At 71.8% G+C, this 15,065-nt stretch carries 13 protein-coding genes and 3 tRNA genes; 9 read left to right on the forward strand and 7 right to left on the reverse strand.

Annotation, left to right across the window (positions count from 1 at the left end; all coding sequences use genetic code 11):
• Nucleotides 1-75: 75 nt before the first annotated feature.
• From ACIGFK_RS37745 to ACIGFK_RS37755, 3 genes are all read left to right on the forward strand, one after another.
• Nucleotides 76-1,233, forward strand: coding sequence for a glutamate--cysteine ligase (locus ACIGFK_RS37745; protein ID WP_376659160.1), 1,158 nt, complete (start codon nt 76-78; stop codon nt 1,231-1,233).
• A gap of 117 nt (nt 1,234-1,350) precedes the next feature.
• Nucleotides 1,351-2,967: an MFS transporter gene (locus tag ACIGFK_RS37750; RefSeq protein WP_400055484.1), complete on the forward strand. Its 1,617-nt coding sequence runs from the start codon at nt 1,351-1,353 to the stop codon at nt 2,965-2,967.
• Nucleotides 2,968-3,009: 42 nt separating this feature from the next.
• Nucleotides 3,010-4,002 carry a hypothetical protein gene (locus tag ACIGFK_RS37755; RefSeq protein ID WP_386472027.1) on the forward strand — a complete coding sequence of 331 codons (993 nt, stop codon included), beginning with the start codon at nt 3,010-3,012 and terminating at the stop codon, nt 4,000-4,002.
• Here ACIGFK_RS37755 and ACIGFK_RS37760 read toward each other — a convergent pair.
• The 5 genes from ACIGFK_RS37760 to ACIGFK_RS37780 all read right to left on the reverse strand — a co-directional run bounded on the left by ACIGFK_RS37760 (nt 3,992) and on the right by ACIGFK_RS37780 (nt 5,774).
• Entirely contained in the window at nt 3,992-4,693 is a 702-nt protein-coding gene (locus ACIGFK_RS37760) for a GAP family protein (protein WP_376656753.1), read from the reverse strand. The genes ACIGFK_RS37755 and ACIGFK_RS37760 overlap by 11 nt on opposite strands.
• 36 nt (nt 4,694-4,729) lie before the next feature.
• The gene (locus tag ACIGFK_RS37765) at nt 4,730-5,143 is read right to left on the reverse strand and encodes an SHOCT domain-containing protein (RefSeq protein WP_376656754.1); all 414 of its coding nucleotides are present in this window, start codon (nt 5,141-5,143) and stop codon (nt 4,730-4,732) included.
• A gap of 218 nt (nt 5,144-5,361) precedes the next feature.
• Nucleotides 5,362-5,435 (reverse strand) — tRNA-Ile (locus tag ACIGFK_RS37770).
• Between the two features lie 188 nt (nt 5,436-5,623).
• Nucleotides 5,624-5,696 (reverse strand) — tRNA-Asn (locus ACIGFK_RS37775).
• Nucleotides 5,697-5,701: 5 nt separating this feature from the next.
• Nucleotides 5,702-5,774 (reverse strand) — tRNA-Asn (locus ACIGFK_RS37780).
• A 145-nt stretch (nt 5,775-5,919) separates the two neighbouring features.
• On the opposite strand from ACIGFK_RS37780, the gene ACIGFK_RS37785 reads away from it, so the two are divergent.
• From ACIGFK_RS37785 to ACIGFK_RS37800, 4 genes are all read left to right on the forward strand, one after another.
• Nucleotides 5,920-6,222 carry a YtxH domain-containing protein gene (locus ACIGFK_RS37785; protein WP_376656755.1) on the forward strand — a complete coding sequence of 101 codons (303 nt, stop codon included), beginning with the start codon at nt 5,920-5,922 and terminating at the stop codon, nt 6,220-6,222.
• Nucleotides 6,223-6,327: 105 nt separating this feature from the next.
• Nucleotides 6,328-7,800, forward strand: coding sequence for an FGGY family carbohydrate kinase (locus tag ACIGFK_RS37790; RefSeq protein WP_376656756.1), 1,473 nt, complete (start codon nt 6,328-6,330; stop codon nt 7,798-7,800).
• Nucleotides 7,801-7,921: 121 nt separating this feature from the next.
• On the forward strand, nt 7,922-9,655 hold the full coding sequence (locus tag ACIGFK_RS37795; protein WP_376656757.1) for an ABC transporter ATP-binding protein: 1,734 nt from the start codon (nt 7,922-7,924) through the stop codon (nt 9,653-9,655).
• Nucleotides 9,652-11,574, forward strand: a complete 1,923-nt coding sequence (locus ACIGFK_RS37800; protein ID WP_376656758.1) for an ABC transporter ATP-binding protein — start codon at nt 9,652-9,654, stop codon at nt 11,572-11,574. The genes ACIGFK_RS37795 and ACIGFK_RS37800 overlap by 4 nt, the downstream gene beginning before the upstream one ends.
• 66 nt (nt 11,575-11,640) lie before the next feature.
• On the opposite strand, the gene ACIGFK_RS37805 is transcribed toward ACIGFK_RS37800, so the two are convergent.
• The gene (locus ACIGFK_RS37805; protein ID WP_376656759.1) at nt 11,641-12,804 is read right to left on the reverse strand and encodes an RNA polymerase sigma factor; all 1,164 of its coding nucleotides are present in this window, start codon (nt 12,802-12,804) and stop codon (nt 11,641-11,643) included.
• 113 nt (nt 12,805-12,917) lie between these two features.
• On the opposite strand from ACIGFK_RS37805, the gene ACIGFK_RS37810 reads away from it, so the two are divergent.
• Together ACIGFK_RS37810 and ACIGFK_RS37815 are read left to right on the forward strand one after the other, a co-directional pair.
• On the forward strand, nt 12,918-13,499 hold the full coding sequence (locus ACIGFK_RS37810; protein ID WP_376656760.1) for a hypothetical protein: 582 nt from the start codon (nt 12,918-12,920) through the stop codon (nt 13,497-13,499).
• Entirely contained in the window at nt 13,496-14,500 is a 1,005-nt protein-coding gene (locus tag ACIGFK_RS37815) for a nucleotidyl transferase AbiEii/AbiGii toxin family protein (RefSeq protein WP_400055487.1), read from the forward strand. The genes ACIGFK_RS37810 and ACIGFK_RS37815 overlap by 4 nt, the downstream gene beginning before the upstream one ends.
• Here ACIGFK_RS37815 and ACIGFK_RS37820 read toward each other — a convergent pair.
• On the reverse strand, nt 14,433-15,065 hold a 633-nt coding region (locus ACIGFK_RS37820; RefSeq protein WP_400055488.1), incomplete at its 5' end, for a molybdopterin oxidoreductase family protein. The two genes, ACIGFK_RS37815 and ACIGFK_RS37820, sit on opposite strands and share 68 nt — an antisense overlap.

Below are 15,065 nucleotides of genomic sequence, written 5' to 3' on the forward strand. Positions count from 1 at the left end.
TTGACCGAATCGCCGTGCGCTACTCGCCTGCCGTTCAGCTCATGATGAAAAGACTCGTATGTCCAGGGAGGCGCAGTGATCGAACCTGGCAACAGCACCACGAGCACCGGCACCGCGCGGAACACGGTGCGCACCACCGTCCCCCTCACCATCGGTGTCGAGGAGGAGTTCCTCCTCGTCGACGCCCGCACCTTCCGGGTGGTCCCCGCCGCCCCGCTCGTCCTCGCCACCGCGGGCGGGCTGCCCGGCGAACTGCACGCGGAGGGCACCCGCTACCAGGTGGAGATCTCCACCCCGGTCGCCGGCGCGGCGGATTCGCTGCGCACGGAGCTCGCCGCGCTGCGGCGCACCCTCGGCCGCGCGGCCCGCGCCCACGGCTGCCGGCTGCTGGCCGCTCCCTCGCCGGTCGTGGCCGTGGAGGGGCCGCTGCACCTGACCGACGACGAGCCGCGCCAGCGCGAGCAGCACCGCCGCTTCGGCGCGCTCACCGACACCCTGGTCAGCTGCGGCCGCCACGTCCACGTGGGCAGCCTCGACGAGGACACGGCCGTCGCGGTGTCCAACCGGGTCAGACCGTGGCTGCCGACGCTGATCGCGCTGGCCGCCAACTCGCCGTTCTGGGGCGGCCGTGACACGGGTCATGCCAGCTGGCGGGCGATGGCCTGGTCGGGCTGGCCCTCGGCGGGGCTGCCCCCGCACTTCACGTCCACGGCCCATTTCCGGCGCTCGGTGCAGACCCTGCTCGGCTCCGGGGCGGCCCTGGACACCAAGATGGTCTACTGGGACCTCCGCCCCTCGGGGCGCTGGCCGACGCTGGAGTTCCGGGCGCCCGACATGTCCCCGGACATCGACGGAGCCGTACTGCAGGCCGAGCTGGCCCGCGCCCTGGTGGCGACGGCCCTGCGCGAGATCGCGGAGGAGCGCCCCGATCCACCCGTACGGGACGACGTACTGCGCCTCGCGCGCTGGCGGGCCGCCCACGACGGGCTGGAGGGGTTCGGCCTCGACCCGTACACGGGGGCGGAACTCCCGGCGGCGGACCTGGCGGAGGCCCTGCTGGACCTGGTCGCCCCGGAACTGGCCGAGTCGGGCGACCTCGACCACGCGGCCAAGACCCTGGGCGGCCTGCTGCGCGACGGCTCGGGCGCCCACCGCCAGCGCGCCGCCTTCGCCCGCCGCCAGGACCTGAACGACGTACTGCGCCACTTGGCGGACGAGACGGACAACTTCTAGGAGGACTTCCGACCGGGCACCGGACGGGTGCGGCGCCCGCCCCGGCGCCGCACCCGTCCGGTCGACTGCGCGGCGGGTCTGCCCTGCGGCTGCCGGGAGGGCTGGAAGCATGCGTCCATGTCATCCCGGGCAGGCACGGCACAGAGTTCGGCGAAGGCGCGGATCGTCCTGTTGACGCTCGCGTCCGGACAGTTCCTGATGGCCCTCGACAGCTCCGTCATGAACGTCTCCATCGCCACGGTGGCCGAGGACGTCGGCACGAGCGTGACGGGCATCCAGGGCGCGATCACCGCGTACACCCTCGTGATGGCGATGTTCATGATCCCCGGCGGCAAGGTCGGGGCGCTGATCGGCCGCAAACGCGCCTTCGTGATCGGCTGCTGCATCTACGGGGCGGGCTCCCTGACCACCGCGCTGGCGCCGAACCTCACCGTGCTGCTGCTGGGCTGGTCCCTCCTGGAGGGGATCGGGGCCTCGCTCATCCTGCCCGCGATCGTGTCGCTGGTCGCCGGCAACTTCTCCGTCGAGCGCCGCCCCGCCGCCTACGGCCTCATCATGGCCGCGGGGGCGATCGCGATCGCCGTCGGACCGCTCATCGGCGGCATCGCGACGACGTACTTCTCCTGGCGGTGGGTCTTCGCCGGGGAGGTCCTGGTGGTGCTCGCCATCCTGGCGCTCGCGCGCCGCATCGCGGACGCCCCGCCCGCCGAACGCCGGCGCATCGACTTCCTGGGCATCCTCCTCTCCGCGCTCGGACTCGGGCTGTTCGTCTACGGCGTGCTGCGCTCCGACGAATGGGGCTGGTTCCAGCCGAAGCCCGACGCGCCCGCGTGGATCGGAGTGTCCCTGACGACGTGGCTGATGCTGGTGGGTCTGGGGCTGCTCTGGCTCTTCCTCCGCTGGGAGGCCGGGGTCGTCGCGCGGAGCCGGGATCCCCTCGTCGATCCCGGCATGTTGGAGAACAAGCAGCTCACCGGCGGCCTGACGATGTTCTTCTTCCAGTACCTCGTACAGATGGGCGTGTTCTTCGTCGTCCCGCTCTACCTGTCCGTCGCGCTGGGCCTGTCGGCGCTGGCGACCGGCGCCCGGCTGCTGCCGCTCTCGGTGAGCCTGTTGGCGGCCGCGATCCTGATTCCCCGCTTCCTTCCGGACGTCTCGCCGCGGCGGGTGGTGCGGCTCGGGATCCTCGCGCTGCTCGCGGGAGCGGTGGTCCTGATGCTCGCGCTCGACCTGGACGCGGGCCCGGAAGTCGTCGCCGTCCCCCTGCTGCTGATCGGCCTCGGCATGGGGGCGCTGGCATCCCAGCTCGGTTCGGTCACCGTGTCCGCGGTGCCGCAGGCGCAGAGCGACGAAGTCGGCGGCGTACAGAACGCCGTCACGAACCTCGGCGCCTCGATCGGCACGGCACTCGCCGGATCGATCATGATCGGCGCGCTCACGGCCTCCTTCCTGACCAGCGTCGCGGAGAATCCGGCGGTCCCGGACAGCGTCACGAGCCAGGCGACCGTCCAGTTGGAGAGCGGCGCACCGTTCCTGTCCGACGCCCAGCTGAAGACCGCCCTCGACGAGGCCGGCACGAGCCCGGAGGTGACCCAGGCGGCACTGGACGCGAACGCCGAGGCCAGGCTCGACGGCCTGCGCGCGGCGCTCGCCGTCCTGGCCTTCGCCGCGATCGTCGCCCTGTTCTTCACCCAGCGGATCCCCTCGACCCAGCCCCGCTCACCGGAGCCGTAGCGCCCGTGTGCGGGGGCCCGGCCGGGCGCGCAGCATGGAGGCATGGCCGACCTCCCGCGGCCGGGGAGCCGATCCCGTACCTCCTCCGCGGCCGTCGCAGCCCTCCTGGCGGCGGCCCTGGCCGCCGTGCCGGGCGGCCCCGCCCATGCCTTCACCGGCGGCAACCACGAGGCCGTCACCCGGGCGGCGCTGCCCTGGGAGCCCGTCACGCTGACCGCGATGGCCGATGCCCGCAGCGGGGCGGTCAACGCGAACGACCGCCCGCCCTACTTCGACATCGGCCCCCTGCACTGCGACAACGCCGACTACCTCGCACCCCGTTACACCCGTGCCTACCCCCGCACCCGGGACGAGGCCACCACCGAGCTCCTCGCCTGCATCCGCACCTCCGTCGCCCGGTTCCGGGCCGCGGTCCGGGCCGCCGACGGCCTCGTCGACGCCGAGGGCAGGGTGCGCGCGGACCAGAGCGACCTGTCCGCGCCGTGCACCTGGTCCGAGACCTCCGACCGGGCCAAATGCGCCGTCCTCGAGCAACTCGGCCGCGGCTGGCACCCGATCGAGGACTTCTACTCGCACTCCAACTGGACCGACCGGGCCGCGCCGGGCCCCGTCTCGGTCGACAACCCGCCCGGTCTGGGACGCACGGCCCCCGCGCCGTTCCTCGACATCCGCCGCTACAGCGCGATGGAGGACGCCGACTGGACCCGCGACGCCCGAGCGCACATCCCGGCCGACCTCACCACCGGCTGCTACCCGGACTTCGATTCCACCGGCGTCAAACCCGCCGACTGCGACGGCCGCGTCCCCCACGACCGCGTGCTGAACAAGGACACCGCTGCAAGGGCCCGCTCGACGGCGGACGACAACTTCGGGCACGCGACGGCCGGAGCCACCGCCGAGATCACCCGCCAGTGGAATGACTTCGAGGCCGAGTTGCTGAGCACGTACCCCGACCACGACCGCGGCGCCCGGATGATCTGCGCCCTCACCCACGACGACCCGGCCGCCGCCTGCCCCGACGACCTCAGGAAGTGAGCTCGTAGAGGCTCCGGCCCACGATCCACAGCCCGAGCACGAGGCAGGAGACGACGATCGCCGGTTCCTTGTGCCGGTCCAGCCAGTCGCGCAGGTTCGTCAGCGCCAGATGCGCCCGCTCCGGCGCGAACACCATGTACAGCTCCATGGCCAGCAGGGTGGCGCTGGCGAGGATGCAGAACGCCAGCAGCACCAGGAACGTCTCGCCGTGGGAGAGGTCCGCCTCCACGACGGTCGTGGCGGCGAGGCCGACCATGCCCCAGGGCTGGAGCAGCACGGCGAGCGTGGCCGCGGACCAGAAGGTGGCCTGGTCCGTACGGGAGGTGATGGGGCTCTTGGCGGGTTCCGCCGCCGCCTCAGCCTGCTCGGCCCCACCACCGCCGACGGCTGCCGCCGCGGCCGCGCGCTTCCTCCGGCGCCGCTTGCGCTCGCTGTAGACGATCAGTCCCACCCCGAGGAGCAGCTTGATCGCGAGCACGGCCGTGGAGGGCGGGGACCGCGGCGGTGGCGGCTCCCCGTTGGTCAGGAGCAACACGATGGCGATCACCACGACGAGGCAGCCGAGCCAGGCGAGGATGAACACCAGCCCCTTCCACACCCCGCGCGGCGCCGACACGACCAGGACGAAGGCCAGGATCGGCAACGGGTAGATCGTGATGATCAGGCCGATGAACAGCAGGTCGAGCACCATGTCAGCGCACCTTCAGCCGGCGCGGGCGGCTCCGCCCTAGGAAGCGAGGACCTTGGCCTTGGCCTGCTCGAACTCGGCGGCCGTGATGTCCCCGCGGTTCCTGAGTTCGGCGAGCCGGCCGAGCTCGTCCGCGTGGCCGGCGGTCCCGGCGCTCTCGCGCACGGAGGAGCGGAACTGCTCCTCGCGGCTGCGGGCCCGCCGCATGTCGCGTTCGCCCATCCCGCGCCCGCGGGCGATCAGGTAAACGAACACCCCGAGGAACGGCAGGATGACGACGAAGACGGTCCACCCCGCCTTGCCCCAGCCGCTCAGGTCGTCGTCGCGGAAGACGTCGGCGAAGACGCGGAAGAGCAGCCAGAACCAGAGGACCCACAGGAAGATCATCATCAGGGTCCAGAACGCGCCCAGCAGCGGGTAGTCCATGGCCAGGTCCTGCAACGAGTCCGTCATGGCCGGTCTCCAATCGCCGGCGGCACGGGCCTCCCGGCAGTCCCATCGTCGGCCCGACGACTGCTGATCGCCACGCGGGCGGGATCGGGCCCGCCCGCGCGAGGAGCCCCCGGGGTGACGGCGGCCACACGGCCGCCACGCACCGGCCCCGCCGCCACGACGGCCCCTGAAAACACCGAAGCCGCAGGCGAGAACGTTTCTTCGCCTGCGGCTTGCAGTGGGGCGGGTGGGACTCGAACCCACGGCCGACGGATTATGAGTCCGCTGCTCTAACCGGCTGAGCTACCGCCCCTTCACGGCGTGGCGCGTACATCTGTGCGCGCCGTCTGCCGCAGCATAGCCGCTCATACGATCTCCTGCCTCGGATGCCTCGCATGATCGGCTTCGCCTGTTCAGAGAGACCGTCCTGAGGGCTGCCCGGTTCCAGGACCGGGCAAAAAAGAAGAGGACCCGCTGGGGGCCCTCTTCTTCTCTTGCTTGCTCCCCCGGCTGGACTCGAACCAGCAACCCTCCGGTTAACAGCCGAATGCTCTGCCAATTGAGCTACAGGGGACCGCGCTCCCCCGACTGGACTCGAACCAGTAACCTGCCGGTTAACAGCCGGCTGCTCTGCCAATTGAGCTACAGGGGATTGCTGCGGTGCATCGAACGGCCCACCTCCGGCCTTGCCGGGGGGCGAGCGCCCGTTGCGAGTCATAGATTAGCGCAAGCAGGGGGGTGCTCCGCCAATCGGTATCGACAGCAGGCCGGGCACCACACGACGAAGGGTGGCAGGCATGCGGTACAAGGCGACGTTCCTGGCCGGACTGGCCCTCGGCTACGTCCTCGGCACCCGGGCCGGGCGCGAGCGGTACGAGCAGATGAAGAAGTCCGCGCGGGAGCTCGCGCAGAACCCGGCGGTGCGCAACGCCGCCGAGACCGCGGGCCACCAGGGGCGCGTGTACGCCGGGAAGGCCTTCGCCGCGGTGAGCGACAAGGTCGGCGACGCGGTCCCGGCCTCCCTGGCCGGGCGGGTGCGCGGGCTGCGGGACCGCCGGTACGGGGGCTTCGAGGACGACTGGGGCACCAGCAACACCTGAGCCGGTGCGTGAGACCGTGAGGTTCCCGGGACCCGTGGGGTTCCGGGGACTTCCGCGCACTCCGGAGAGGTCAGGACCGGTCGTATGTGCGGCAGAATTCTCCGTATGGGGATAGTCGCCGGGCTGGACAGCTCTTCAGCCTTCACTCGCATCGTCGTCTGTGACACCGAAACCGGTGCCGTCCTGCGCCAGGGCTACGCGCCCCATCCACAGCCCCCGGCAGATGCGGACGGAGCGAGCCCCTACGAAACCGACCCCCAGGCCTGGCTGCTCTCCCTCGGCGAGGCCGCCGGCGGCGGGCTCCTCGAAGGGGTCCAGGCCATCGGCGTCTCCGCCCAGCAGCACGGTCTGCTCCCGCTCGACGCGCAGGGCGCCCTCGTACGTCCCGCCCTGGTCGGCAACGACAAGCGCGGCCAGGTCGCGGCCGCCGACCTCATCGACGCCCTCGGGGGTCGGGCGGCCTGGGCCGAGGCGGTGGGCTCGGTCCCGCACTCCGCGCAGCCCCTCGCGAAGCTGGCCTGGATGGCCCGCAACGAGCCCGAGGCGGCCCGGCGGGTGGCCGTGCTGATGTCCCCGCACGACTGGCTGGTATGGCAGTTGCTGGGCCGGCCCGCCCGGCGGACCACCGACCGGGGCGGCGCCTCCGGTACCGGCTACTGGTCCCCGGCCACCGGATCCTGGCGGCCCGACCTGGTCGAGCTCGCGCTCGGCCACCGGGCGCTGCTGCCCGAGGTGCTCGGCCCGGCCGACGCCGCGGGGACCACGCCCGAGGGGCTGCTGATCTCCGCGGGCACCGGCGAGACGATGGCCGCCGCGCTCGGGCTCGGGCTCGGCCCGGGCGACGCCGTGGTCTCGCTCGGCGCCTCCGGTTCGGTGATGGCGGTGCACCACGAGGCGCTGTCGGAGCCGGGCGGGCTGATCACCTCGCTGGCCGACGCCAGCGGCATGCACCTGCCCGTGGTGAACACCTCCAACGCCGTACGGGCCCTGCGCGGCACCGCCGAACTGCTGGGCACCGACCTGGAAGGGCTGAGCGAGCTCGCGCTGAAGTCGACGCCGGGCGCGCACGGACTCGTCCTGCTCCCCTACCTGGAGGGTGAGCGGACGCCGAACCTGCCGCACAGCGCCGGGACCCTGTCGGGGCTGCGCCGGGACTCCATGAAGCCGGAGCACCTGGCCCGGGCCGCGTTCGAGGGCATGCTGTGCGGGCTCGTGGACGCGCTGGACGTGCTGCGTTCGCGCGGGGCCGGGATCCGCCGGGTGTTCCTGCTCGGCGCGGCGGCCGAGCTGCCCGCCGTACAGGCCGCGGCCCCGGGGCTGTTCGGGACGCAGATCGTCGTGCCGGCGCCGGCCGACTACGCGGCGCTGGGCTCGGCGCGGCAGGCGGCGTGGGCGCTCGGGGTCGCGCAGGGCACGCTCGCCCCGCACACCCCGCCGGTCTGGCCGGCCGCGGCGGCCCAGGTGTTCGAGCCGGGCGAGGAGCTCGCGGCCGGGCAGGCCGTGCGGCAGCAGTACATCGCGACGCGGGAGCAGATCCACCCCGGCGCGTTCCAGGGTTCGGGGGCTCCGCAGCCGTAGGGCGGCGGGCGCAGCCCGGTCTACGCCTTTTGACCGGGCTTTGCGAAATCCGCTGGGGATCGGGGGGCCGGTTGGCCCAATATGGGTTGAACCCCTCGATCATGCCGACCGGAGCCTACGCGTGCTCATACGACTTCTGCGGACCCATCTCGGTCCGTACAAGCAACCGATCGCCGCGCTGGTGCTGCTGCAACTGCTGCAGACCAGCGCGAGCCTCTACCTGCCCACCCTCAACGCGGACATCATCGACAACGGTGTCGTCCACGGGGACACCGGCTACATCCTGCGCTTCGGCGCACTGATGCTCGGCGTCTCGCTCGTCCAGCTCGTCTGCAACGCCGGGGCCGTCTACTACGGCGCCCGCACCGCGGCCGCGGTCGGCCGCGACATCCGCGCGTCCGTCTTCGACCGGGTGCAGAGCTTCTCCGCACGGGAGCTGGGGCAGTTCGGCGCCCCCTCGCTGATCACCCGTACGACGAACGACGTCCAGCAGATCCAGATGCTGGTCCTGATGACCTTCACGCTGATGGTCTCGGCGCCGATCATGTGCGTCGGCGGCATCTTCATGGCGCTCTCGCTGGACGTGAAGCTGTCGGGCGTACTGCTCGCCGTGGTCCCCGTGCTCGGCCTCTCGGTCGGCGCGATCGTCTTCAAGACGCGGCCGCTGTTCCGCAAGATGCAGGACCGGCTCGACACCGTGAACCGGGTGCTGCGCGAGCAGATCACCGGCAACCGGGTGATCCGCGCCTTCGTCCGCGACGACTACGAGAAGGACCGTTTCCGGGAGGCCAACGCGGACCTCACCGGGGTCTCGCTGGCCGCGGGCAAGCTGCTGGCCCTCATGTTCCCCACCGTGATCCTGGTCGTGAACATCTCCAGCGTCGCGGTCATCTGGTTCGGTGCGATGCGCGTCGACAGCGGCGGCATGGAGATCGGCCAGCTGACGGCCTTCCTCGCCTACCTGATGCAGATCGTCATGGCCGTGATGATGGCCACCTTCATGTTCATGATGGTGCCGCGCGCCGAGGTCTGCGCCGAGCGCGTCCAGGAGGTCCTGGACACGGAGTCGAGCGTGGCGCCGCCGACGGACCCGGTGAAGAAGCTCCTCGTCCGCGGCCGGCTCGAGCTGCGCGGCGCCGACTTCCGCTACCCGGGCGCCGAGGCACCCGTGCTGCGCGGGGTGAACCTGGTGGCCCGCCCCGGCGAGACCACCGCGGTGATCGGCTCCACCGGCAGCGGCAAGTCCACCCTGCTGGGCCTGGTGCCGCGGCTGTTCGACGCGACCGGCGGCGAGGTGCTCGTGGACGGCGAGGACGTGCGCCGGCTCGACCCGGAGCTGCTCGCCAGGACGGTCGGCATGGTCCCGCAGAAGCCGTACCTCTTCTCCGGAACGGTCGCCTCCAACCTGCGCTACGGGCGGCCGGACGCGACCGACGAGGAACTGTGGCGGGCCCTGGAAGTGGCCCAGGCCAAGGAGTTCGTGTCCGCGCTGGACGGGGGCCTCGAGGCCGCCGTCACCCAGGGCGGGACCAACGTCTCCGGCGGCCAGCGCCAGCGTCTGGCCATCGCCCGCACGCTGGTGCAGCGCCCGGAGATCTACCTCTTCGACGACTCCTTCTCGGCCCTGGACTACGCCACGGACGCGGCGCTGCGCGCGGCGCTCGGCCGCGAGACCGAGGAGGCGACCGTGGTCATCGTCGCCCAGCGGGTCTCCACGATCCGCGACGCCGACCGGATCATCGTGCTGGACGAGGGCGAGGTCGTCGGCGAGGGGCGCCACCACGAGCTGATGGCCGGCAACGAGACCTACCGGGAGATCGTGCTCTCCCAGCTGACGGAGGCGGAGGCCGCATGAGCGGGCCCGGAGGACGGATGATGATGGGACCGGCCCAGCGGTCCCTGGACTTCAAGGGATCGGGCAAGCGGCTGCTGGGCCAGCTCGCCCAGGACCGGGCCAAGCTGTGGGGCATGGTCGCCGCCGTCGTCGGCAGCGTCGGCTGTGCGGTGGTCGGCCCGAAGATCCTCGGCGAGGCCACCGACCTGGTGTTCGCGGGGATCGTCGGCCGCCAGATGCCGGCCGGCATCACCAAGCAGCAGGCGCTGGACGGGATGCGCGCCAAGGGCCAGGGCGGGATGGCGGACATGCTGTCCGGCACCGACTTCACCCCGGGCGAGGGCATCGACTTCGGTGCCGTCGGGGTCGTGGCCGTGTGGGCGCTGGTGGTCTTCACGCTGGCCGGTCTGCTGATGCTGGTGGCGACGCGGCTGTCGAACCACGTCATGAACGGCACCGTGTACCGGATGCGCGAGGAGCTGCAGGCGAAGCTGTCGCGGCTGCCGCTGTCGTACTTCGACCAGCAGAAGCGCGGCGAGGTGCTCAGTCGGGCCACGAACGACATCGACAACATCGGGCAGACGCTCCAGCAGACGATGGGGCAGCTGCTGAACTCGCTGCTGACGATCGTCGGCGTGCTCGCGATGATGTTCTGGATCTCGCCGCTGCTGGCGCTGGTCGCGCTGGTGACGGTTCCCGTCTCGGTCGTCGTCGCGGCGAAGATCGGCAAGAAGTCGCAGCCGCAGTTCGTGGCGCAGTGGAAGACGACCGGCGCGCTCAACGCCCACATCGAGGAGATGTACTCGGGGCACACGCTGGTGAAGGTCTTCGGCCGGCAGAAGGAGTCCGCCGCGATCTTCGCCGAGCAGAACGAGGCGCTGTACCGGGCCTCGTTCAAGGCGCAGTTGGTCAGCGGTCTGATGCAGCCGGTGATGTTCTTCATATCGAACATCAACTACGTGCTGGTCGCGGTCGTCGGCGGTCTGCGGGTGGCCTCGGGCACCCTGTCGATCGGTGACGTGCAGGCCTTCATCCAGTACTCGCGGCAGTTCTCGATGCCGCTGTCGCAGGTCGCATCGATGGCGAACCTCGTGCAGTCCGGCGTCGCCTCGGCGGAGCGGGTCTACGAGCTGCTGGACGCCGAGGAGCAGGAGCCGGACGCGGAGGTTCCGGAGCGGCCGGAGGAGCTGCGCGGTCAGGTAACCCTCGACAAGGTGGCCTTCCGCTACGAGCCGGACAAGCCGCTGATCGAGAACCTGTCGCTGAAGGTCGAGCCGGGTCACACCGTCGCGATCGTCGGCCCGACGGGCGCCGGCAAGACCACGCTCGTCAATCTGCTGATGCGGTTCTACGAGGTCACGGGCGGCGAGATCGCCCTGGACGGCGTGGACATCGCGAAGATGACCCGCGAGGAGCTGCGCGGCTCCATCGGCATGGTGCTCCAGGACACCTGGCTGTTCGGCGGCACCATCGCGGAGAACATCGCCTACGGCGCCTCGCGCGAGGTGACGCGCGCCGAGATCGAGGAGGCGGCGCGGGCCGCCCACGCCGACCGGTTCATCCGCACCCTGCCGGACGGCTACGACACCGTGCTGGACGACGAGGGCGCGGGCGTCAGCGCGGGCGAGAAGCAGCTGATCACCATCGCCCGGGCGTTCCTGTCGGACCCGGTGATCCTGGTGCTCGACGAGGCGACGAGCTCGGTCGACACCCGTACCGAGGTGCTGATCCAGAAGGCGATGGCGCGGCTCGCGCACGGCCGTACGTCCTTCGTGATCGCGCACCGGCTGTCCACGATCCGCGACGCGGACGTGATCCTGGTGATGGAGAACGGATCGATCGTGGAGCAGGGCACGCACGAGGAGCTGCTGGCCTCGGGCGGCGCGTACGCGCGGCTGTACGCGGCGCAGTTCGCGCAGGCGGTGGCCGAGGTCGACTGAGACCAGGGCCGTCTTCGGTCCTCGGCCGAGCGGGGCGGGGCGTCCTTCGGGGCGCCCCTTCCCGTTTCAGTCCAGGTAGCCGCGGAGCTGGTCGGCGAAGGCGTGGTCCCGCAGCTTGTTGAGGGTCTTCGACTCGATCTGGCGGATCCGCTCGCGGGTCACGCCGAAGATCCGGCCGATCTCCTCCAGGGTGCGCGGGCGGCCGTCGTCCAGCCCGTAGCGGAGCTGGACCACCTTGCGTTCCCGCTCGCCGAGCGTGGAGAGCACGGCTTCCAGGTGCTCGCGCAGCAGGAAGAACGCGGCGGACTCGACGGGTGAGGCGGCGTCGCCGTCCTCGATGAGGTCGCCGAGCGCGACGTCGTCCTCCTCCCCGACCGGTGCGTGCAGGGAGACCGGCTCCTGGGCGAGGCGGAGCACTTCCATGACCCGCTCGGGGGTCAGCTCCAGGTGGACGGCGACCTCTTCGGCGGTGGGCTCGTACCCCCGCTCCTGGAGCATGCGGCGCTGCACGCGGATGACGCGGTTGATGAGCTCGACGACGTGGACGGGCACGCGGATGGTCCGGGCCTGGTCGGCGAGGGCCCGGGACATCGCCTGCCGGATCCACCAGGTGGCGTACGTGGAGAACTTGTACCCGCGGGCGTAGTCGAACTTCTCCACGGCCCTGATGAGCCCGAGGTTCCCCTCCTGCACCAGGTCGAGCATGGTGAGCCCGCGGCCCACGTACCGTTTCGCGACGGAGACCACGAGCCGCAGGTTCGACTCGATGAGACGGCGTTTGGCCATCCGGCCCATGACGACGAGCTTGTCGAGGTCGACGGCGAGCTGGGAGTCGAGGTCGGGGGTGTTGCCGAGCTTCTCCTCGGCGAACAGGCCGGCTTCGACGCGCCGTGCGAGGTCGACCTCCTCGGCGGCCGTGAGCAGCGGGATCCTGCCTATCTCGCGCAGGTACTGGCGGAACAGATCGGCGGAGGGCCCGGATCCGCCCCCGCCTTCCGCGTTGCTGCGCCTGCGCTGCTGCGGCACGGGCTGTTCGATCAGCTCCAGCACCTCGGGCCCGGGGTCGGCCTCGCCTTCGGCGTCGGCGTCGGCTTCGGCGTCGGGCTCTTCGTCCACGGCTTCGACCTCCGAGGACTCGCTCTCGTTCACGGTCAGGGTCCGGGTCTGCACGGGGGCGACCTCCAGGGCTCCGAGGACGGGGGCACCGCACCTCAGTGTGGGGTACGACACATCGCGGCCACGAGGGGCGTGCGAGCACTTTCTGAGTCCGGCACGTGACCGATGGTTACCCCTTGGCCGTTATGCCGATGCGGATCGGACACATGTCCGAGAGGATCTGCGCCATGCACACGTACGAAACCCATGTCACGGTGCGCTGCGCGGATGCGGAGGCGCTGGCCCGCCTCGACGCGTGGGCCGGGGCGCGGGAGCTGAAGGTCACCCACATCCTGCTGGCCCGGGGCCGGATGGTGTCGCAGCCGATGCTGACCCTGCGGGACCGCACGGGCCACGAGCGCCTGGTGCCGCAGCTGCGGGCGGCGGGCTTCGACCCGGTCCGCGTGAAGGTGGAGACGGTCCCCTGGACCACGGAACGGCCGGGCCCGGGCGGCGGCTACTTCGAGCACCACCTGAAGCTGCTGCTGCCGGCGGGCTTCGACCGGGCGGCCCTGGAGTCCCTGGTGGTCCCGCACGGGGCCCACCTGTCGTGGAACGCCCGCCGCGTCCTGTCCGGGGGCCGCCACGAGCGGTTCGTGACCCAGCGGTGGCGCGGCACGGCGGCGGAGGCGGGGTCGGCCTGCGACGCGCTGGTCGCGGCGCTCTGCTCGGCGGGGTACGGGATCCGCTCGGAGGAGCGGGAGTTCGTGCTGTACGACAGCGACCTGTCGGTGGACGACGGGTGGATGGAGGAGGGGACGTCACGATGACGTGGCAGGGTTTCGACTGGCGGAGCACCGAGCTCCCACGGGAGCCGCTGGACGAGGAGACGCGCCGGGCACGCGGCCTCCCGCTGACGCTGCGGCCGGTGACGGGTGACGGCCTCCGTCAGAAGGCGGTGTTCGATCCGTCACTGAAGCACTTCAGCCGGGCGTACCGGGGTGCCGACCCGGAGTTCGAGGACCCGGCGCGGACCGCCGCGTGGCTGGCCGCCCGGCGGGCGGCGCTGGACGCCGTACTGATGGCCGTATCCGAATCGGCCTACGGGGACTCGCTGGTGCTGCGCGGGAGCGTGCTGCTCGCCGACTGGTTCGGGGAGGCGGCCCGGGAGCCGGGCGACCTGGACTTCGTGGTCGTGCCGCGCAGCTGGAACATCGGGGACGGGCGGACGGCGCGGATGCTGGACGCGATCGCCGCCGGTGCGGCCGGGCGGGCCGGGATCAAGGCGTCCGGCGCGGTGGTCGAGGACATCTGGACCTACGACCGGGTACCGGGTCTGCGGATGGTGGTCCCGTGGGAGGTGCCGGGACTGCCGGCCGGGCAGGTCCAGCTCGACTTCGTGTTCAACGAGAGGCTGCCGGCCGAACCCGAGCTGACGGAGCTGAAGTGCGGGGCCGTGGTCCTGGCGGCCCCGCCCGCCCTCTCCCTGGCCTGGAAGCTGCTGTGGCTGGTGAGCGACGCCCATCCGCAGGGCAAGGACCTGTACGACGCGGTCCTGCTCGCCGAGCGGTATCCGCTGCCGTGGGAACTGCTGGACCAGGTGTTCCGGCTGGCGCCCGAACAGCCGCTTCCGAACCCGGGGGTGACCCTGGAGGACATCGCGGCCTACGGGAACGTCGGCCACGAGTGGGAGCACTTCGCGGCGGAGTACCCGCAGCTCGCCGGCTCGGAGGAGGAGTACGCACGGCGGCTGGTGGCGGCGGTCACGCCGACTTTCGAGGGGGCTCCGCAGACACCTCGGCCCGCTCGACGCGGACCGCGCAGACCTTGAACTCCGGCATCCGGGAGGTCGGGTCCAGCGCCGGGTTGGTCAGGGTGTTGGCGCGGCCCTCGCCCGGCCAGTGGAACGGCATGAAGACCGTGTCCGCGCGGATGGCGTCCGTGATCCTGGCCGGGGCCACGGCGCGGCCGCGCCGGGAGGTGACCGCCAGCGGGCTGCCCTCGACGGCGCCGATGCGGGCGGCGAGGCGGGGGTGGAGTTCCACGAAGGGGCCGGGGGCGGCCGCGTTCAGCTCGTCGACGCGGCGGGTCTGGGCGCCCGACTGGTACTGGGCGACCACCCGGCCGGTGGTGAGGAGGAGGGGGTAGTCGGCGTCGGGGGTCTCCGCGGCCTCGCGGTGGGAGACGGGGACGAAGCGGGCGCGGCCGTCCTCGGTGGCGAACCGGTCCAGGAAGAGGCGGGGCGTGCCCGAAGTGCCGTCGGGGCAGGGCCAGAAGACGCCCTGTTCGGCCTCGATGCGGGCGTAGTCGATGCCCGAGTAGTCCGCCGGGCCGCCCGCCGAGGCGCGGCGCAGTTCGTCGAACACCTCCTCGGGTTCGGTCGGGAACCCCTTCTC

It is taken from the genome of Streptomyces sp. NPDC085524 (genome assembly GCF_044541755.1).
In the GTDB taxonomy this organism is placed as follows: Bacteria; Actinomycetota; Actinomycetes; order Streptomycetales; family Streptomycetaceae; genus Streptomyces.

Coding starts and splice junctions, on each gene's coding strand:
- ACIGFK_RS37765 (WP_376656754.1), bottom strand. CDS start 5,143: ATGACGGACTCGTTGCAGGACCTGGCCATGGACTACCCGCTGCTGGGC.
- ACIGFK_RS37800 (WP_376656758.1), top strand. CDS start 9,652: ATGAGCGGGCCCGGAGGACGGATGATGATGGGACCGGCCCAGCGGTCC.
- ACIGFK_RS37785 (WP_376656755.1), top strand. CDS start 5,920: ATGCGGTACAAGGCGACGTTCCTGGCCGGACTGGCCCTCGGCTACGTC.
- ACIGFK_RS37790 (WP_376656756.1), top strand. CDS start 6,328: ATGGGGATAGTCGCCGGGCTGGACAGCTCTTCAGCCTTCACTCGCATC.
- ACIGFK_RS37810 (WP_376656760.1), top strand. CDS start 12,918: ATGCACACGTACGAAACCCATGTCACGGTGCGCTGCGCGGATGCGGAG.
- ACIGFK_RS37755 (WP_386472027.1), top strand. CDS start 3,010: ATGGCCGACCTCCCGCGGCCGGGGAGCCGATCCCGTACCTCCTCCGCG.
- ACIGFK_RS37815 (WP_400055487.1), top strand. CDS start 13,496: ATGACGTGGCAGGGTTTCGACTGGCGGAGCACCGAGCTCCCACGGGAG.
- ACIGFK_RS37760 (WP_376656753.1), bottom strand. CDS start 4,693: ATGGTGCTCGACCTGCTGTTCATCGGCCTGATCATCACGATCTACCCG.
- ACIGFK_RS37750 (WP_400055484.1), top strand. CDS start 1,351: ATGTCATCCCGGGCAGGCACGGCACAGAGTTCGGCGAAGGCGCGGATC.